This window comes from Mesorhizobium sp. M0983 (assembly GCF_040318975.1).
GTDB lineage: Bacteria > Pseudomonadota > Alphaproteobacteria > Rhizobiales > Rhizobiaceae > Mesorhizobium.
In genome coordinates this window covers 117,560-137,115 of the sequence record NZ_JAMYNH010000007.1, presented here as the reverse complement: position 1 = coordinate 137,115, position 19,556 = coordinate 117,560, and the positions used below count along the sequence as shown (strand labels likewise).

Annotated in this window: 17 protein-coding genes; 5 read left to right on the top strand and 12 right to left on the bottom strand. The window is 64.5% G+C overall.

Annotated elements, in window-relative coordinates:
* Window positions 1-219 precede the first annotated feature (219 nt).
* The 11 genes from NKH71_RS15410 to NKH71_RS15360 form a co-directional block, all read right to left on the bottom strand.
* Window positions 220-1,032 carry an enoyl-CoA hydratase family protein gene (locus NKH71_RS15410; RefSeq protein WP_023717871.1) on the bottom strand — a complete coding sequence of 271 codons (813 nt, stop codon included), beginning with the start codon at window positions 1,030-1,032 and terminating at the stop codon, window positions 220-222.
* Entirely contained in the window at window positions 1,020-1,499 is a 480-nt protein-coding gene (locus NKH71_RS15405) for a MarR family winged helix-turn-helix transcriptional regulator (RefSeq protein ID WP_023717870.1), read from the bottom strand. The genes NKH71_RS15410 and NKH71_RS15405 overlap by 13 nt, the downstream gene beginning before the upstream one ends.
* Window positions 1,493-2,266, bottom strand: a complete 774-nt coding sequence (locus NKH71_RS15400) for an SDR family NAD(P)-dependent oxidoreductase (RefSeq protein ID WP_023717869.1) — start codon at window positions 2,264-2,266, stop codon at window positions 1,493-1,495. The genes NKH71_RS15405 and NKH71_RS15400 overlap by 7 nt, the downstream gene beginning before the upstream one ends.
* Entirely contained in the window at window positions 2,263-4,557 is a 2,295-nt protein-coding gene (locus NKH71_RS15395; RefSeq protein WP_352493742.1) for a bifunctional salicylyl-CoA 5-hydroxylase/oxidoreductase, read from the bottom strand. The genes NKH71_RS15400 and NKH71_RS15395 overlap by 4 nt, the downstream gene beginning before the upstream one ends.
* A gap of 141 nt (window positions 4,558-4,698) precedes the next feature.
* Complete coding sequence (locus tag NKH71_RS15390; RefSeq protein WP_352483281.1) at window positions 4,699-5,298, bottom strand: VOC family protein; 600 nt, start codon at window positions 5,296-5,298, stop codon at window positions 4,699-4,701.
* 80 nt (window positions 5,299-5,378) lie between these two features.
* The gene (locus tag NKH71_RS15385; RefSeq protein WP_023717868.1) at window positions 5,379-6,209 is read right to left on the bottom strand and encodes an ATP-binding cassette domain-containing protein; all 831 of its coding nucleotides are present in this window, start codon (window positions 6,207-6,209) and stop codon (window positions 5,379-5,381) included.
* Window positions 6,202-7,092, bottom strand: a complete 891-nt coding sequence (locus NKH71_RS15380; protein ID WP_031193635.1) for an ABC transporter ATP-binding protein — start codon at window positions 7,090-7,092, stop codon at window positions 6,202-6,204. Before NKH71_RS15380 ends, NKH71_RS15385 begins: the two co-directional genes overlap by 8 nt.
* On the bottom strand, window positions 7,089-7,937 hold the full coding sequence (locus tag NKH71_RS15375) for an ABC transporter permease (protein ID WP_352895148.1): 849 nt from the start codon (window positions 7,935-7,937) through the stop codon (window positions 7,089-7,091). Before NKH71_RS15375 ends, NKH71_RS15380 begins: the two co-directional genes overlap by 4 nt.
* Entirely contained in the window at window positions 7,930-8,937 is a 1,008-nt protein-coding gene (locus NKH71_RS15370) for an ABC transporter permease (protein ID WP_352791877.1), read from the bottom strand. The genes NKH71_RS15375 and NKH71_RS15370 overlap by 8 nt, the downstream gene beginning before the upstream one ends.
* 70 nt (window positions 8,938-9,007) lie before the next feature.
* Window positions 9,008-10,534, bottom strand: coding sequence for an ABC transporter substrate-binding protein (locus tag NKH71_RS15365; RefSeq protein WP_352791876.1), 1,527 nt, complete (start codon window positions 10,532-10,534; stop codon window positions 9,008-9,010).
* Window positions 10,535-10,642: 108 nt separating this feature from the next.
* Entirely contained in the window at window positions 10,643-12,217 is a 1,575-nt protein-coding gene (locus NKH71_RS15360) for a phytoene desaturase family protein (RefSeq protein WP_352791875.1), read from the bottom strand.
* 121 nt (window positions 12,218-12,338) lie between these two features.
* Between NKH71_RS15360 and NKH71_RS15355 the strand changes: the two genes are divergently transcribed.
* From NKH71_RS15355 to NKH71_RS15335, 5 genes are all read left to right on the top strand, one after another.
* Window positions 12,339-13,130, top strand: coding sequence for a cyclase family protein (locus NKH71_RS15355; protein WP_352791874.1), 792 nt, complete (start codon window positions 12,339-12,341; stop codon window positions 13,128-13,130).
* A gap of 312 nt (window positions 13,131-13,442) precedes the next feature.
* Window positions 13,443-15,014: a phytoene desaturase family protein gene (locus NKH71_RS15350; RefSeq protein WP_352493743.1), complete on the top strand. Its 1,572-nt coding sequence runs from the start codon at window positions 13,443-13,445 to the stop codon at window positions 15,012-15,014.
* The gene (locus tag NKH71_RS15345; RefSeq protein ID WP_352493744.1) at window positions 15,014-15,493 is read left to right on the top strand and encodes a MarR family winged helix-turn-helix transcriptional regulator; all 480 of its coding nucleotides are present in this window, start codon (window positions 15,014-15,016) and stop codon (window positions 15,491-15,493) included. Before NKH71_RS15350 ends, NKH71_RS15345 begins: the two co-directional genes overlap by 1 nt.
* Before the next feature lie 45 nt (window positions 15,494-15,538).
* The gene (locus NKH71_RS15340; protein WP_352483275.1) at window positions 15,539-17,692 is read left to right on the top strand and encodes a thiamine pyrophosphate-dependent enzyme; all 2,154 of its coding nucleotides are present in this window, start codon (window positions 15,539-15,541) and stop codon (window positions 17,690-17,692) included.
* Entirely contained in the window at window positions 17,685-19,274 is a 1,590-nt protein-coding gene (locus tag NKH71_RS15335; protein WP_352895147.1) for an indolepyruvate oxidoreductase subunit beta family protein, read from the top strand. Before NKH71_RS15340 ends, NKH71_RS15335 begins: the two co-directional genes overlap by 8 nt.
* Before the next feature lie 26 nt (window positions 19,275-19,300).
* Here the strand turns inward: NKH71_RS15335 and NKH71_RS15330 are convergent, their stop codons facing one another.
* The gene (locus NKH71_RS15330) at window positions 19,301-19,471 is read right to left on the bottom strand and encodes a hypothetical protein (RefSeq protein ID WP_352483273.1); all 171 of its coding nucleotides are present in this window, start codon (window positions 19,469-19,471) and stop codon (window positions 19,301-19,303) included.
* Window positions 19,472-19,556 lie beyond the last annotated feature (85 nt).

Genomic DNA, 19,556 nt, shown 5'->3' with positions numbered 1-19,556 from the left:
AGTTCTCCGGCCCTGGCGCTCCACGGCGCCCCCCTCTGTCCTGCCGGACATCTCCCCCTCTAGGGGGGAGATTGGCGGCTTCGCTGCCACTGCTCTCCCGGCGATGTTGGAGATTGGCGAAAGCGGGCCTGACATCCAATCTCCCCCCTTGAGGGGGAGATGGCCGGCAGGCCAGAGGGGGGTGCTGTCTTGCCAGCGTGCCCATGGAAGCGATCATCCTCAATCCCCCTCGAACACCGGCTTCTCCTTGGCGACGAAAGCCTTGTAGGCCCGTTCGAAATCGCGGGTCTGCATGCAGATCGCCTGCGCCTGCGCTTCCGCTTCGATAGCCTGGTCGAGGCCCATCGACCACTCCTGGTTCAGCTGCGTCTTGGTCATGCCATGGGCGAAGGTTGGGCCGGAAACGATGCGCGCGGCCATGTCGAGCGCGTCGGCCTCGAGCGTTGCGGCATCGACCAGCCGATTGTAGAAGCCCCAGCGCTCGCCTTCCTCGGCGCTCATCGTGCGGCCGGTATAGAGCAGTTCGGCGGCGCGACCCTGGCCAATGATGCGCGGCAGGATCGCGCAGGCGCCCATGTCGCAGCCGGCAAGGCCGACGCGGCTGAACAGGAAAGCCGTTTTTGCCTGTGGCGTGGCGATGCGGATGTCGGAGGCCATGGCGATAATCGCGCCGGCGCCGACCGCCACGCCGTCGACCGCCGCAATAATCGGCTTGCCGCAATTCAGCATCGCCTTGACGAAATCGCCGGTCATGCGAGTGAAGGCGAGCAGCGCCTTCATGTCCATCTTGACCAGTGGGCCGATGATTTCGTGGACATCGCCGCCCGAGCAGAAATTGCCGCCATTGGGAAGGAACACCACCGCATCGACGTCGTCGGCATAGACGAGATCGCGAAAAGTGTCGCGCAATTCGGCATAGCTGTCGAAGGTCAGCGGGTTCTTGCGCTCCGGTCGGTCAAGCCGGATCTTTGCGATTTTGCCTTCGACCTGCCAGAGGAAATGCTTCGGCTTGCGGCCGGCTATCTTTGCCATTCCCGTCCCTCCCAATTGCTGCGGAAGGAGGTCAGCATGCCGGTCAGCCGGCGCGCCTCGTCCTCGCTCACATTGCCCAGCAATTCGCCGACCCATTTTTCATGCGCGGCGGCGATCACGCCGAAAGTCTTCGATCCCTCTTCCGTCAGCCGTACCATCGAGGTGCGGCGGTCGCCATTGCGTCGGGCTCGCATCACCAGCCCTTCCGAGACCAGCCGGTCGATGATGCCCGTGACATTGCCGTTGGACACTAGCAGGAAGCGCGACAGGTCGCTCATCAGCATGCCCTCGGGCGCCCTGTAGAGCGCGGCCATCACGTCGAAGCGTGGCAGCGTTGTGTTGAATTCTTGCCGCAAGCGTTCGCGCAGCTCGGCCTCGATGGTGCGCGAGGCGCGCAGCAAGCGTATCCACAGCCGCAGGCGGTCCTTGCCGGGTCCGGACGGGGCGGGCAGGGGACCGGCTACCATGTCTCACCTCCGGAGATCGAAATCGTTTGTCCGGTGATCGACCCGGCGGCGTCGCTACACAGATAGAGCACGGCGGCTGCAATTTCCTCTGGCTGGATGAAGCGGCCTTGCGGGTTGGTCTCGGCAAGGCTTGTCCGCGCCTGCTCGGCCGAGCGGCCGGTCGTTTCGACGATGCGCCGAACGGCGCCTTCCAGCATTTCGGTTTCGACGAAACCCGGGCACACCGCATTTACGGTCACGCCGGACTTCGCGGTCTCGACGGCGAGTGCCCGCATCAGACCGACGACGCCATGCTTGGCTGCGACATAAGCTGCAACATAGGGATAGCCTTTCAGTCCGGCGGTGGAAGCGATGAAGATGATACGGCCCGTCTTGCGCGCGGCCATGCCGGCCAGCGCCGGCTTCACCGTCAGGAACACACCGGTCAAGTTGACGTCGAGCGTGCGCTGCCAGTCTGCCAGCGAGGTCCGCTGCGCCGAGGCGCTGCCGGACATGCCGGCATTGGCAACGACGACGTCTAACGGTCCGCGTGCCGCTTCCGCGTCCTCGTAGAGCGACGCCATCGATGCCTCGTCGGTGACGTCGGCGGCAATGGCGAAGATGCGCTTGTTCTGAGCGGCGACCTCGGCAAGCGGCTCCACGCGCCGGCCACAGATGGTCACATCGATGCCTGCGCCGGCCAGCGCCAGCGCGATCGCCCGGCCGACGCCGGAGCCGCCGCCGGTGACCAGCGCATGTCGCCCTGAAATCGCTGCGGCGGAACTCATACTTTCAACCCCGCCGCCGCTTCGCGCTCGGCCAGCCGGTAGAGTTGGTCGCGGCCGGGCAGATAGGGATCCGGCCATTTGACGCCGCGATCGCCAAGCGTGACCGCCGCATGCAGCGTCCAATAGGGATCGGCAAGATGCGGCCTTGCCAGTGCGACGAGGTCGGCGCGGCCGGCCATCAGGATCGAGTTGACATGGTCCGGCTCGTAGATATTGCCGACCGCCATGGTCGCCATGCCGACTTCGTTGCGGATGCGGTCGGAAAATGGCGTCTGGAACATGCGGCCATAGACCGGTCTTGCCACGGCCGAAGTCTGGCCGGCCGACACGTCGCAGATGTCGACTCCGGCTTCATGCAGCTGCCGCGCGATCTCGACCGCATCGGCCGGCGTCACGCCCTCGATGCCGAGCCAGTCATTGGCGGAGATGCGCATCGAGATCGGCTTTTCAGCCGGCCATACGGCGCGCACCGCATGAAAGATTTCCAAGGGATAGCGCATGCGGTTTTCCAACGAGCCGCCATAGGAGTCGGTGCGCCGGTTGGTCAAGGGTGTGATGAAGGAGGACAGGAGATAGCCGTGCGCGGCGTGGATTTCGAGCATGTCGAAGCCGCAGCGCGCCGCCATCTCGGCCGAAGCGACGAACTGCTCGCGCACCGTATCCATGTCGGCGCGGTCCATCGCCTTCGGCACCTGGTTCTGCGGCGACCACGGCACGGAAGATGCCGCCATGACGGGCCAATTGCCCGAGGTCAGCGGCACGTCGGTTCCCTGCCAGCCGAGCCGGGTCGATCCCTTGGCGCCGGAATGGCCGATCTGCGCACAGATTTTGGCTTCGGTTTCGGCATGGACGAACTCGACCAGCCGCTTCCAGGCGACCTCATGCTCGGGCGCATAGAAACCGGGGCAGCCTGGCGTGATGCGGCCTTCCGGGCTGACACAGGTCATCTCGATGTAGAGGAGAGCGGCACCGCCCTTGGCCCGTTCGGCATAGTGGGCGAAATGCCAGTCGGTCGGACAGCCGTCGACCGCCTTGTACTGCGCCATCGGCGAGACGACGATACGGTTCTGCAGCGCCATGTCGCGCAGCCGGAACGGCGCAAACATCGGCGCGCGACGCAGACTGTTGCCGCCGGCACCGGCCTGACGTTGGAACCATTCCTCGGCGCCGGCCAGCCATTCGGCATCGCGCAGCCGCAAATTCTCGTGACTGATGCGCTGCGAACGTGTCAGCAGCGAATAATTGAACTGCACCGGATCGAGGCCGAGATAGCGCTCGACCTCCTCGAACCATTCGAGCGAATTGCGTGCCGCCGACTGCAGCTTCAGCACTTCGGTGCGGCGGGCGTCCTCATATTTGCGGAAGGCTGCCTCGAGGTCCGGCTCGGACTCGACATAATCGGCCAGCGCCACCGCGCTTTCCAGCGCCAGCTTGGTGCCGGACCCGATCGAGAAATGCGCGCTCGCCGCCGCGTCGCCCATCAGCGCCAGGTTCTTGTAGGACCAGCGTTCGCACAAGACGCGCGGGAAATTGATCCAGGCCGAGCCGCGGATATGATTGGCATTGGTCATCAGCGCGTGGCCGCCGAGATGGCGGGCAAAGATGCGCTCGCAGACGGCAATCGATTCCTGCTGAGACATCGCGCCGAAGCCGAAGCGTTGCCAGGTCTGCTCGCTGCATTCGACGATGAAGGTCGCGGTATCGCTGTCGAACTGGTAGGCATGCGCCCAGACCCAGCCATGTTCGGTTTTCTCGAAGATGAAGGTGAAGGCGTCGTCGAATTTCTGACGGGTGCCGAGCCAGACGAACTTGCATTTGCGGACATCGATATCGGGCTTGAACACGTCGACGAAGGCGCCCCGCGCTTTCGAGTTCAGCCCATCGGCGGCGACGACCAGATCGTGCGTCTCCATATATGGCTTGGGATCGGCGATGTCGGTCTCGAAGACCAGCTTGACGCCGAGTTCGCGCGCCCGCCGCTGCAGCAGCGTGAGCAGCCGCTTGCGGCCGATGCCGCAAAAGCCGTGACCGGTCGAGACCGTGCGCACGCCGTCATGGATAACGGCGATATCGTCCCAATAGGCAAAATGCTTGCGGATCCAGACGGCGCTGACCGGGTCGTTCCTGGTCAGGTTCTCCAGCGTTTCGGCCGACAGCACGACGCCCCAGCCGAACGTATCGTCGGCACGGTTGCGCTCGAACACCGTCACCTCATGCGCCGCATCCCGGAGCTTCATCGAGATGGCAAAGTAGAGGCCGGCTGGTCCGCCGCCGAGAACCGCAACTTTCATCGTGCGATCTCCTCTTCGCTTCTGTTTGTCGAGTTTACGCCTGAGGAAAATTAATTCAAGCTTGAAGTTTCAAGATTGAAACAATCCGCCCGGATAACTCGCCTTGCCGGCAGTCGGCTCCGCAGGCCAGGGACTCCCGGGCTATTTTTCCGGGTTCTTCGGACTCCACAGCACCGTTTCTGCATCCTTTTCATAGGCCATGCCATTGGGATAGCTGATCGCTTCCAACTGCAAGCCCCAAGGGGCCTGGAAGTAAAGGATGGCCTGGCCGGCGGCGGGGCCTTCGGTAACCGGCAGCGGTCCCATTCGCGTCTTGACGCCCTTGCCGTCAAGATAGGCTTTTGCGGCGGCGATGTCGTCGACATAGAAGGCGATATGGAAGCCGCCTATGTCGCTGTTGCGAGGCGTCAGGTCCTTCTGGTCCGGCGCGGTGTATTTGAACAGCTCGATGTTCGACCCGTGTCCGCAGCGGACCAGGGTGATCTCCTCGATCACCGCCTTGGGATCGACGCCCAGCAGATCCTGCATGAATGTGCCCTTGTCGTCGGCGAACGGGCCGAACGACATCGCCTTCTTGCAGCCAACCACTTCGGTGAAGAAATCGACCGCCTGCTGCATGTCGGGGACGGTGACGCCGGTGTGGTCGTGGCCACGCATGCCGGGTATGGAACTGGCGCAAGCGGTGCCGATGCTTCCCAGCACGGTGGCTGCAAGCGTCGCATATCGGATCGCATTCTTCATATCAGTCATCCTCCATAGCGGGACATTTTGCCGGGCGCACGCCCGAGGCCCGCTCTTCGGCGTGCGAATAGGATTGTGCTTCATGCCGGCGCCTTTGGGGCGGGAAGCAGCCAGGCGTCATCGATCTCGGGCAGCGGAATGGCGGCGAGGAGGTCGCGCGTGTAGGCCTGCCGCGGGTGCTCGAACAAAGTATCCGTCGCGCTGGCTTCGACGATCGCGCCTTCGCGCATGACGATCACTTGTCGGCAGAGCCTCCGGATCACCGACAGATCGTGGCTGATAAAGGCAACGGTCAGGCCCATTTCGGCGGCGAGTTTTTCCAGCAACGTCAGGATCTGCGCCTGGGTCGACACGTCGAGGCCGGAGACGATTTCGTCGGCCAGCACGAATTTCGGCGACAGCGCCAGTGCGCGGGCAATGCCGACGCGCTGGCGCTGGCCGCCCGACACTTCGTGACGGTAGCGGCCGGCAAAGCTCTGCGGCAGGCCGACGCGCTGCAGCGCCTCCGCGACGCGTGCCTTGAGATTGTCGCCAAGCCCGTTCTGCTTGAGGGGTGCTGCAATGATGCTGAAGATGGTGCGGCGCGGGTTGAGCGACGACATCGGATCCTGGAAGATCATCTGCAGATTGCGGCGCAGCGGCCGGAGCTCGGCCTCAGGCAGATGTGTGATGTCGCGGCCGTCGAACATGACGTTGCCGGCACTGGGCTCCAGCAGGCGCACCAAGGCACGGCCGAGCGTCGATTTGCCGGAGCCGGATTCGCCGACGATGCCGGTCACCGATCCCCTTGGCAGGTCGAAATCCAGGCCTTTCAGGATCTCGGCCAGCGGCGCCCGGCCGATCAGCGGTTTGCGCGTCATGTCGGGCAACGCAACCTTCAACCCGCGCACGGAAAACAGCGGCTCAACCATGCGGTCGCCTCCATGCCTGGTCGGCGGCGGCGATCTCCGCGGCCAGCCCGGCCAGCACCTTGTCGTCGACCGGCTTCAGCGAGGCGAACGGATCGGTGTAGCGCGGCGTCGCCGCCATCAGCGCCAGCGTATAAGGGTGCTGGGGTGCGGCGAACAGCGCTGCGGTATCGGCCTCTTCCACCACCTTGCCAGCATAGAGCACCGAAACTTTCTGGCTGATCTTGGCAACCACACCGAGATCGTGAGTAACGAACAGGATCGCCGTGCCGTGCTCGCGCTGTAATTGCGCGATCAGCCGCAAGATCTGTTTCTGCACGGTCACGTCGAGCGCGGTCGTCGGCTCGTCGGCGACGATCAGCCTTGGTTCGGCTGCAAACGCCGCGGCGATTAGCACGCGCTGCCGCATGCCGCCGGACAGCTCGTGCGGATAGCATTTGAGCACGCGCTCGGGGTCGCGGATCTGCACCTCGTCCAGCAATTGGCGGATGCGTGCATCGGCCTTCTCACCGCTCCAGCCGAGGATGCGCACCAGCCGGTCGGTCATTTGCGGGCCGATGCGCCGTGACGGATTGAGCGCCGTCAGCGGGTCTTGCGGGATCAGCGCCGTGCGCGCGCCGATCAGGGTGCGCCTTGCCTTGGGTGCCAGCCGGCCCAGATCCTCGCCTTCGAGCAGCATATTGCCTTCGACGATGCGCACGCTCGGTGGCAGCACGCCGAGCACGGCCTTGCCGATCATTGTCTTGCCCGCGCCGCTCTCGCCGACCAGCGCGCGGACTTCTCCGGGCTCGACGGCGAGCGACACCGAGCGCAGCACGCGCAAGCCATTAGGCAGCACCGCGCTAAGGTTGCGTATGTCCAGGCAGGGTTTCGCAGGCGCGTTCATCGCAGCACCGGATCGAAACGTGCCCTGAGACCTTCGCCGAACTGGCTGAACGACAGCACCGTCAGGATCAGCGTGACCAGCGGGAACACCAGCACCCACCAGGCCTGATGGATCGACAGGCGGCCCTCGGCGATAATGCCGCCCCAGGTCGGATCGTCGGTCGAGATCGACAGATTGACGAAGGACAGGATCGCCTCGACGATGACGGCGATGCCCATTTCGAGCGACAGGAGTGCCACGATCGAGGGCACCACATTGGGCAGCACCTCGCGCAGCATGATGCCGATGCGGCCATAGCCGGCGATGCGGGCGTTCTCGACATAGTCCATGCGCGACTGACCCATGGTCTCGGCGCGGATCACCCGGCAGAAGCGCGTCCAGTCGATGACGGCGATGGCGATGATGACCGAGCTCAAGCCGGTGCCGAGCACGGCGACCAGAAGGATGGCAAACAGCACCGGCGGAAACGCCATCCAGACATCGACGATACGCGAGATGATGCGGTCGGCCCAGCCGCCGAAATAGCCGGCGATCAGGCCGAGCGTCGAGCCGACCAGGCAGGCGGCAAAGGCCGCCGCGAAGGCGACGATGAAGGCGATGCGCGCACCGAAGATCAGCCGTGACAACAGATCGCGGCCGAGGCTGTCGGGGCCGAGCCAGTCGCCGGGCTCGGCACCGCTCAGCCAGAACGGCGGCAGGCGCTCCAGCATCAAATCCTGCGCCAGCGGGTCCTGCGGTGCGACCAGCGGCGCGAAAATTGCGGCCAGCAGCGCAATCAGCAGCCAGCCGCCGGCCAGCCACAGGCGTGCCCGCCAGCCATGTCTTGAAATGCGGGCCTCATCCATGGCGCAGCCTCGGATTGAGCAGCGCATACATCATGTCGACGGCAAGATTGATCAGCACGAACAGCAGTGCGAACACCAGCACGATGCCCTGGATCATCGGCAGGTCGCGATTGATGACGGCATCGATCGCCATATTGCCGAGACCTTCATAGGAAAACAGCCGTTCGACGATGACCGTGCCGCCGATCAGGAAGGTAAACTGCACGCCGACCAGAGTGAGCGTCGGCAGCGCCGCGTTCTTCAACGCCTCGCGCAGGATGACCTGCGTTTCCGAAAAGCCCTTTACCCGCGCCAGCACGACATAGTCGAGGTCGAGCACTTCCTTCAGCGACTGTTTCAGCAGCTGCGAGATGATCGCGGCCAGCGGCAGCGCCAGCGCGATCGCCGGCATCAGCATGTGTGCCAGCAGGTCCCTGGTCAGGTCGAAGCGCAGTCGCACGATGCTTTCGAACAGATAGAATTGCGTGGCGAAGGGCAGGTCGAGTTGCGGCGACACTCGGCCGGAAATGTCGAACACCGGCACCAGCACGCCGAACAACAAGATCAGCACCAGACCCCACAGGAAATCGGGAATTGAGAGCGCCGCACCACTGGCAATGTCGATGCCGGCCTCGACCGCGGTGCCGCGCTCGCGCGCGCCGAGGATCGCCATCGTGCCGCCGATCGCCACCGCCATCACAAGCGCGACGGAGGCGAGCTCCAGCGTCGCCGGGAGGCGATTGAAGACCAGCCCCAGCACATCCTGCCGCAGTGAGATCGACGTGCCGAAATCGCCTCTGACTACGCCGGACAGCCAGATGAAGAATTGCTGGACGATCGTCTTGTCCAGCCCGTACAGAGCGCGCAGCCGCGCGATGTCGGCATCGGTGGCGCCGGGCGGCAGCATCATCGCGATCGGATCGCCGGGGGCGACGCGGATGACGATAAAGACGACGACGGCCACGCCGAACAGCGTGATCGCCATCGTCAGAAGACGGATCAGGAATCTTTGCAGCAGCATGGTCGCCTGTATGCCTGGCGGAAAAGGCGCGCCGTCGTTGCAGACGGCGCGCGTTAGTCCCGGGCCGATCTCAGGCCGGGCTCATCAGCGCCGGCAACAGCGCGCCCGACACATGCTGCACGACATTGACGCCCTTGGCATGCACGATCGGCTGCGCATACTGGATCAGCGGCAGCACATAGGCCTGCTCGGCGATGTATTTGTCGACGGCCTTCCAGCCGGCGATGCGCTTGGCCTCGTCCTTCTCGCCCCATAGCGGGTTGATCATGTCGATCAAGTCCTGGCTGTCCCACACCGAATGCGGGCTCGGGCCATACATGGCAAAGCCGGTCGAAGTGGTGGGGTCGCCGATGGCGTTGCCCCAATTGTAGAAGGCTGCCGGCGCCAGCTTGTCGGCGGCGCGCAGCTCGTAGTGCTTGGCGATTTCGTAGACCTCGATCGTCGCCTCGATGCCGACCTTGCGCCACATGCCGACGATCGCCTGGATCATCTCGTAATCCTTGGGCTTGAAGCCCTTGGTCGTCTGGATCGTGAACTTGACCGGCTTTTCCGGCGAATAGCCGGATGCGGCCAGCAATTCCTTGGCCTTTTCCGGATTGTGCTCGACCTTGATCGACGGATCGTAGGCGGCGTATTCCGGCGTCTCCAGCGTATCGATGGGCTGTCCGTAGCCGCGCAGCAGCCGGTCGACCAGCAGCTTCTTGTCGACCGCCATCACCGCCGCCTGGCGCACGTTCTTGTCCAGCATCACGTCGATGTCGTTGAAAAAGATCATGCCGATGTCGGAAACGTTCTTGCACGAGCCGGCAAGCCCGTCCTTGGCGATCAGGCGGTCATATTCCTCATAGGGGATTTCGAGCGTAACCTGCGAGGAACCGGACTCGATCTCGGCGACGCGGCTCGCCGCATCGGTGACGAACTTGATGGTCACGTTTTCGAAGGCCGGCTTGCCGCCCCAGTAGTTCGGGTTGGCCTTGAGACGCAGGAAGGCGTTGCGCTCGAATTTGTCGACCATATAGGGCCCGGTGCCGATCGGAGCTTTCTCGAAGCCTTCGGCGCCGACCTTTTCGTAATAGGCCTTCGGCATGATGTAGCCGGTCAGGAACGACATCCATTTGAAATACACTGGGTCGAATTGCACGACATCGCCGGTGATCTTGTTGCCGTCGATCTTGAAATTGTTGACGTTCTTCCAGACGAACTGGATCGGGTTGCCGGTCTTTTCATCGCCCGCCCGCTGCAGCGACCAGACCACGTCTTCGGCCGTAAATGGCGAGCCGTCATGCCAGGTGACGCCCTCGCGCACCGTCATCGTGATCTTGCTGCGATCTTCGTTCCAGCCCCATTCGGTGAGCAGGCCGGGCGCGAAGGAAAGGTCCGGCTTCTGCGGGATGAACTGGTCGAACACCGATTGGTAAAGGCCCTGGATGGTCGGGTTGACTGCCGAAGGCCCGGTGGTCGGGTCCCAGGACGGCAGGTTGACATTGTAGGCGATGGTCAGTTCGCCGGCAGCCTTGGCGATTTGCGGCAGGCCGAGCGCCGTAGCGCCAAGCGCGGCCGCGCCATATCCGAGCAATTCTCGTCTGTTGATTGTCATGGTCGTTCCCCTGTTGCTTTTATGCGCGGTGTCGTTGTCAATCGGTGGGTTCAGGCTCCTTGGGCAACCGCGCCTTGTCCTCCTTCACCCTAGTTGAAAATTACGGCTTTACCTCCCGCCAAGTTGTTGTGCGAGCATGAAGCCCGAGCCCGCACCAGTGCCGGCGCCCGGCCATGTTGCCGCCCCGGTCAGATGCAGATTGCCGACCGGCGTGTTCCAGCCGGCGTAGCCGCGCGCCGGCCGGAACAGGAAATTCTGCGCCAGATGATGGCTGCCGCAGATCTGGTCGCCGCCGACAAGGTTGGGGTTCTCGCGTTCGAGGTCGATGGGCGAGAACACGGCGCGGCCGAGGATCTTCCGGCGAAGGCCGGGCGCATAGCGCTCGATAATGTCGAGGACGCGCTCGGCGTAGTGCTCCCTAGCCTCGTCCCAGTGAGCCGCCGCGATCGTGCCCGCCGCATCGCTCACAATCTCGGCCGGCAGCATGCGCACCTGCACCCACAGCACATGCTTGCCGTCGGGCGCGCGCGATGTGTCGACCGCCGTCGGCTGACCGACGACCAGCACCGGTTCGTCCGGCAGCATGCCTGACATCGCCTGCTGATAGGTCCGCGACATGGCATCGAGCGACGGCGACAGATGCACATAGGCGAACTGCCGAAGCTCGGCGCCGGCGCGCCAATCCGGCAGATCGTCGAGCGCCAGATGGATCATCATCGTCCCCGGCGCGTGGCGAAAGTTTTTCATGGCCGTGTCGAAACCGGCGTCGCCCGAACCGTCAGGCAACAGCTTCCCGATCAGCGCCTTGGGCGCGACACCGGCGATAACAGCCTTGGTGGCGGTGTGGATCTCGCCGGAAGCGAGCCGCACGCCGGTCGCCTTGCCGGCGGACACCGTGATTTCGGCGACGTCAGCCCCAGTGACGATCTTGCCGCCGGCAGCCGTGAGCATCCCCGACAAAGCGTGGATGATGGTGTCGGCGCCGCCCTTGCCGAGCACCATGCCGAAGCACTGGTTGGCCATGGATTCGAGGTAAGGAAACACCGCGCCGCCGGCGATGTCGGGGGCGAAGTCGAGATGCATGCCCCAGGTGGCGAGCGTCGCCCTGACATGCGGCGACTGGAAAATCTCCTCGAGCCACGCGCGGGGTGAGGAAAGCAGCAGCCGCCCGGTATCGAGCGCGCCGGCAAAACCCTTCTTGCGCCACAGGTTCCAGGCAGTGCCGGCGAGCGCTCGACCGCTCATCGGCGAGCCCAGCAGCCGGAACAGATGCTCGGCCTCGGCCGGGAATGCCGCAACCAAGCGGCGCCATGTGGCGACGTCGATTGCGGAGAAGGCGGCCATTCGTGCAGCGGTCGTTTCCAGATCGCTGCTGACACCGAACCAGCGGCCGTCGGGGAACGCGCTGGCAAAACAGTCGGACACCGGCACGAATTCCAGCCCGTGGGTTTTCAATTCATTTGCATATTTCTTGTGAAAGGCGGAGCCGGCAAAAAGGCTCAGATTCATCGCGCCGAAATCGTGCCGGAAGCCCGGCAACGTGAATTCGCGCGTCTGGACGGCGCCGCCGATCGTTGCGTTGCGTTCGAAAACCGCTGTTTTCCAGCCTTTGAGCGCCAGATGCGCGGCGCATGCCAGACTGTTGTGGCCTGCCCCGACAAATATGGCGTCGAACTCGCTCACATCCCACCCAACCCATTTCCTTTATGCTTAAAGATAATTGCAGATGCATATGTTTTCGTCTAGTAGGATATTAAGGGCCGCGAGAGCCTTCAGCACCATCGAGAAAGAGGGAACAGAGACCATGGATACGCAACAACTCCTCGGCGAAGTCGCCGGCCAGCTTCTTTCAGGCGCCATCCAGGTGGTCGACCTGACGGCGCCGCTCGGGCCGGACACACCGCTGATCAAGCTGCCGCCGGAACTGGCGGTAGACACGCCGAAGATCGAGATCCACGCCATCTCCGCCTATGACAAGAACGGACCTTGGTGGGCGTGGAACTGGCTCAAACTCGGCGAGCATTCAGGCACGCATTTTGATGCGCCCAATCACTGGATCACCGGTAAGGATTATCCGGACGGCGCCACCGACACCATTCCGGCGCAGAATTTTGTCGGACCCGTCAATGTCATCGACTGTTCGAAGGAAGCGGCCGCCGATCACGATTTCCTGCTCACCGTCGATCACATCAAGGCATGGGAAGCCGAACATGGCGTTATCAACGCGGGCGAGTGGGTGGTGATGCGCACCGACTGGTATAAGCGCAACGGCTCGGAAGCCGAGTTCCTCAACGCCAATGAGACCGGTCCTCACACGCCCGGCCCGACCGCGGAAGCCATCCAGTATCTGATCGGCAAGGACATCAAGGGCTGGGGCAGCGAGACGATCGGCACCGATGCCGGCAAGGCCGGCGGCATGGAGCCGCCATTCCCGGCGCACAGCCTGATGCACAAGGCCAATCGCTACGGCCTCGCCAGCCTTTGCAACCTCGACCGGCTGCCGCCGAAGGGCGCGATCCTGATCGCGGCGCCGCTCAAGATCGAGCACGGTACCGGCAGCCCGATCCGCGCCCTGGCGCTGGTGCCGAGACAATAGGGCAACTGGCGGTCTTCGGGAGAAGATCATGTGCGCAGGCAATGCTGTGGTGACGGGTTGGGAGCGGCAGCGTTGCAAAGCTGCCGCTCTACGGCGCCCCCCTCTGTCCTGCCGGACATCTCCCCCTCTAAGGGGGAGATTGGCAGTTTCGGCGCCCCGCTCATTCCTGCGACGTTGGAGAGTGGCGAAGGCCGCGGTGACAGCCGATCTCCCCCCAAGTGGGGGAGATGTCCGGCAGGACAGAGGGGGGCGCGAAGGAACGCCAACCCGCGCAAATGAATTCCACCTTCCGCTCACCGGGAGCACGCATCGATGAGCGCTCCTGATCACATCATCGTCGGCAGCGGCATCAACGCGCTGGTCTGCGCCGCGATGCTTGGCGGCAAGGGGGCGAAGGTGCTGGTGCTCGAGCGCAACGACCGCATCGGCGGCTGCATGCGCACAGAAGAAATCACCGCGCCCGGCTTCATCCACGACGTGATGGCGACGACCTTCGTTCTGTTCATCACCTCGCCGGCCTATGCGGCGCTGGGCAAGGATCTGGCGCGGCACGGGCTGGAGTTCTGCAACACCTCCACGCCGACCGGCGTGCTGCGTCCGGATGGCAGCCATGCCATCCTGCGCTCCGATCGCGCCGCCAATGTCGCGGCGGCCAATGCGCTTGCCGCGGGCGACGGCGACCGGCACGGCAGCGATGTCGGCGAGATCGAGCGCAATGCCGGCCTCCTGTTCGGGCTGCTCGGCGGCAGCCTGTGGTCTTACCCGACGGCAAAGCTGCTGGCGGGCGAGGCATGGCGGCGCGGCCCGCGTGGCCTTGCCGCCTTTGTCGGCGACGCGCTGGTGCCGGCGCGCGGCTGGCTGGAAAGCACCTACCAGTCGGAAACCATGCGCGCGCTGTGGGCGCCCTGGGTGCTGCATGCCGGCCTCGGGCCCGAAGATGCGTTTTCGGGACAGATCGCCAAGGTCATCGCCTTCGCGCTTGAGGCGGCCGGCGCGCCGATCGTCAAGGGCGGTGCCAGGAACCTGCTGTCCGCCTTCGAAGCCCTGATCAGGGAACGTGGCGGCGAAATCCGCACCGGCGCCGACGTTGCCTCCATCGTCCAGAGCGGAGGCCGCGCCACCGGTGTGCGGCTGGCTTCGGGCGAGACGGTCACGGCGAAGAAGAGCGTTATCTGCTCGGTCACGCCGACCCAGCTCTACGAGCGGCTGCTCGGTGACGCGGCCCCGAAAGCCGACGTCGAGGCGGCGCAAAAATACCGCTACGGCAAGGGCAATTTCCAGATCCACTATGCCTTGGACAAGCCGCCGGCATGGCGCGGCGAGGGCCTGGACAAGGTCGCGCTGCTGCATCTGACGCCGGGGCTCGACGGCGTCTCGAAGGCCTGCAACGAGGCCGTGCGCGGCATGCTGCCGGAGGTGCCGACCATTTGCGTCGGCCAGCCGCACGCGCTCGACCCGTCGCGCTGTCCAGACGGCAAGGCGATCCTGTGGCTTCAACTTCCCGAGGCGCCTCGCAATATCAAGGGTGATGCGGCCGGCAAGCTCGAGACGCCTGCGGATGGCCGCTGGACCGAGGCGCTGCGCGAAGCCTATGCCGACCGTGCCGAAGCGATCCTCGCCAGCCATATCGAAGGATTCAAGGACAGCGTCATCGCACGTCGCGCCTATTCGCCGGCCGACCTGGAAGCGATGAACATCAATCTGGTCGGCGGCGATCCCTATGGCGGCTCCTCGACTATTGACCAGTCGTTCCTGTGGCGGCCGTTCAAGACGAGCCGCAATCACGCCACCGGAGTCAAGGGACTCTACCACATCGGCGCCTCGACCCATCCCGGCGCCGGGCTGGGCGGCGGCTCCGGCTTTCTCCTGGCGGGGAGGCTGTGATGGAACAGAAAGTTGAAAAGCGCCAGCGCATCTCGACTTTGGGCCAGATCGGCCTGCAGCAATTCGCGCCCTATCTGATGAACCGCATCATGGGCCGCTACAATGCCACCTTGCGCGACAATTTCCGCAAGCAGGGCCTGACCATTCCGCAGGTGAGGACGCTGGCCGTCCTGTCGGTCACCGATGGCGTCACCGTCAACGATCTGTCGGTCTATACCGTCATCGAGCAGTCGACCTTGAGCCGCACGCTCGACACGCTGGAGGGACAAGGGTTTGTGCGGCGCGAGCAGGGGGTTACCGACAGCCGTATCCGCCATGTGTTCCTGACCGACGATGGCCGCGCCGAATTCGCGCGCGCCTGGCCGGCCATGCACGACGCTTTCGAGACGATGTTCGACGACATCGACGATGCCGAATACGCGGCGCTGATCGCGACGCTGCAAAAGATGCTGAAGAACATTCGCAAGCACGACATCTGATCTTACGCGCCGCCAGATTCCTGGCGGCAACGGAAGGAGCCCAAAATGGCCGAACGGTCTTTTGCCAAGGAAGTCGAAAAGCTCAGACTCGGCGCCGGCGAGGAGTTTTCCGGCGAGGGCATTCTGGCCATCACCAAGGCGCTGCTGCAATGCGGCGTCGGTTATGTCGGCGGCTATCAGGGCGCGCCGATCAGCCATTTGATGGACGTGCTGGCCGATGCGCAGGATATCCTCGGCGAGCTTGGCGTGCATTTCGAGGCAAGCGCCTCCGAAGCCACCGCTACCGCCATGCTGGCGGCATCGGTGCACTATCCGATCCGCGGTGCGGCGACCTTCAAGTCGACGGTCGGCACCAATGTCGCCTCCGACGCGCTGGCCAACCTGGCGTCCGGCGGCGTCACCGGCGGTGCGCTGATCATCGTCGGCGAGGATTACGGCGAAGGATCGTCGATCATGCAGGAGCGCAGCCACGCCTTCGCCATGAAAAGCCAGGTCTGGCTGCTCGACCCGCGACCGAACCTGCCGTCGATCGTCAAGGCGGTAGAGGACGGCTTCGAGCTGTCCGAGGTTTCCAACACGCCGGTCATGCTGCAGGTGCGCATCCGCTGCTGCCATGTGCACGGCCATTTCATCGCCAAGGATAACAAGCGCCCGGCGATGACGGTCGCCGATGCGCTCGAGGCGCCGCGCCGCGACACCGGCCGCATCGTGCTGCCGCCCGCGTCCTTCCTGCACGAGAAGGAAAAGGTGCAGAAACGCTGGCCGGCGGCGGTGGATTTCATCCGCGACAACAAGATCAACGAGTTCTTCGGCCCGGAGCACGGCGCGGTCGGCATCGTCATGCAGGGCGGCATGTACAATTCCGTCATCCGGGCGCTGCAGCGGCTCGGCCTCGCCGACACCTATGGCGACACCGACGTGCCGCTCTATGTGCTGAACGCCGTCTACCCGCTGGTCGATGACGAGTTCCTGTCCTTCTGCGAAGGCAAGGACGCCGTCCTCGTCGTCGAGGAAGGCCAGCCCAACTACATCGAACAGGCCTTTGCCGCGATGCTGCACAAGGCCGGGCGCGGCACCAAGCTCGTCGGCAAGGAACATCTGCCGATGGCCGGCGAATACACCGGCCAAGTGATGCTCGACGGCATCGGATCATTCCTGCGCGCCACCATCCCGCATCTGCTGCCAAGCGAGGTCCGCGCGCCGAACAAGATCGGCGACGGGCTCGACACCGCCGACCTGATCAACGTCGTCCCGGGCCGCCCGCCCGGCTTCTGCGTCGGCTGCCCGGAGCGGCCGATCTTCGCAGCGACCAAGCTGGTCGAACAGGAGTTGGGCAAGCACCACATCGCCTCCGACATTGGCTGTCATCTATTTTCGATCATGCCGCCCTTCGAGCTCGGCGCCACCACCATGGGCTACGGATTGGGGCCGGCCTCGGCCTCGGCGTTCAATTCGCCCGATGCCAGGCGCCGCTCGATCTCCTTCGTCGGCGATGGCGGCTTCTGGCACAACGGCCTGACCTCATCGATCGGCAATGCGGTGTTCAACAAGAACGACGGCGTCATCGTCATCGTCGACAATTTCTATTCGGCCGCGACCGGAGGGCAGGACATCCTGTCGTCCCGCGCCGGCAACAAGACGAAGTCGACCAAGCATCCGATCACCGAGGCGGTGAAGGGGATGGGCGTCAAATGGCTGCGCCACATCGACCGCACCTACGACGTAACCAAGATGCAAGACGCGCTGCGCGAAGCGCTGACGACGGACGAGAAGGGCCCAAAAGTCATCGTCGCCTCGTCCGAATGCATGCTCAACCGGCAGCGCCGCGAAAAGCCTTTGGTCGACAAGGCGATCAAGGGCGGTAAGCGGATGGTCAAGCCGAAATTCGGCGTCGACGAGGATATCTGCACTGGCGACCATGCCTGCATGCGGCTTTCCGGCTGCCCGTCGCTATCGGTGAAGTCGCTGGACGACCCGCTGCGCGACGATCCGGTGGCGCATATCGACGAGAGCTGCGTCGGCTGTGGCAATTGCGGCGAGGTTGCCGACGCGGCGGTGCTCTGCCCGTCCTTTTACCGCGCCGACGTGGTGCACAATCCGAGCCGCCGGGACCGTTTCCTGGAAGCGGCGCGCCGCGCCATGATCGGCCTCTTGCAGCGGCGCCGTGAAAGCCGGCGCCTGACATTCGCCGATGCTTGACGCTGTCCCATCAGCCCGTTCCAAGGCCGGCGCGCCGGACGACGAGCGCGTCATCAAGCTTGCCGTGCTGGCGGTCGGCGGCCAGGGCGGCGGCGTGCTGGCCGACTGGATCACCGACGTCACCGAGCGCAACGGCTATGTCGCGCAATCGACCTCGGTCGCCGGCGTCGCCCAGCGCACCGGCGCCACCATCTATTACGTCGAGATGTGCCGCGACAGCGGCCGGCTGCCGGTCTTCGCGCTGTCGCCGTCGCAGGGCGACGTCGATATATTGATCGCCGCCGAACTGATGGAGGCCGGCCGCGCCATCATCCGCGGCTTCGTCACGCCGGAGCGCACGACACTGATCGCCTCGTCGCACCGCATCGCAGCTGTCTCGGAAAAGATCGAGCCTGGCGACGGCCGCGCCTCGTCCGCCAAGGTGCATGCCACGGCGGAAGCCGCGGCCAAGCGCTTCATCGCCTTCGACATGGAGAAGATCGCCGCCGACAACGGCTCGGTGATCTCGGCGAGCCTGCTCGGCGCGCTGGCCGGCTCCGATGCCTTGCCGTTCACACGCGAGAGCTACGAGCAGGCGGTCAGTGCCGGCGGCCGCGGTGTGAAGGCCAGCCTCGCCGCCTTCGGTGCCTCCTACGATCGGGCGCGCGGCATCGCGAGTGCGCCTTCGGGCGATAAGACGGCACAGCCGGCAGCCGCTGAAACTGGCTCGGGCGCGGCGACAAAAGTCAGCGGCCCGCAAAGTCTCTTGGGAGGCTGGCAGCACCTGGCCGCCCGGGTCGATCCTTTGCCGGCTCCTGTCCGCGACATGGCGATGCGCGGTCTGAAAAAGGTTGTCGACTATCAGGACATCGACTATGGCGGCGAGTATCTCGACCGGCTAGACCGGGCCGTCGTCCTGGACAATGCCGAACATGACTACGCGCTGTCGATCGCCGCCGCCAAGCATCTGGCCAATGCGATGTGCTACGACGACATGATCCGCGTCGCCGACCTGAAGACGCGCTCGAGCCGCGACCGACGCGTACGCCGCGAGGTCGGCGTCAAGGACGGCTCGGTCCTGCAGGTGACCGAATACTTCCATCCGCGCATCGAGGAATTCTGCGGCACGCTGCCGGCCGGGCTCGGCAGCTATATCGAAAGCCGGCCGAGGCTCGCCGCCTTTCTCGACCGCCGCATCAATCGCGGCCGCCACGTCCGCACCGACAGTTTTGCCGGCTTTGCCGCATTGTGGTTCATCGGCGGCCTGCGCCGCTGGCGCCGCCGCCTGCTGCGCCACAAGGTCGAGACCGCCCATCTCGAGCGCTGGTATGCGCTGGCGCTCGGCCAAGTCGGCCAGGACTACGCGCTTGGCACGGAGATCCTCAACTGCCGCCGGCTGATCAAAGGCTACAGCGATACCCATGCCCGCGCGCAGTCGAAGTTCGACCGCGTGCTGTCGGCGCTCGACGTGGTCAAGGGCCGCCCGGACGCCGCCGACTGGATCAGACGCCTGCGCGAAGCCGCGCTGAAGGACGAGAAGGGCGACATGCTTGACGGCGCGCTGAAAACCGTGGCGTCGCTGGGTGACACCTCGCCGAGTTGAGGCGCTCGTTCAACCCCGGCTGCAACTCAGTCTGTTGCCCGTGTCGCCTTCGACGCGGCAGTCTGCAGGGCAATTCTGAGGCCAATGATCTCGGCGATCGCAGCCTCCAGCACCAGGACGATCGTTTCCTTTGCCACATCATCGAAATTTTCGGCGACATAGCTCAGGTCGCTTAGGACATCGTCTTCCTCTTCCATGATTTTCACCCCCTGTTGAACGTCAGGCCGGAACGGCCGACGATGAGATAGGCTTTGGGCTGGATCGATGGAACGCGTTTCTTTC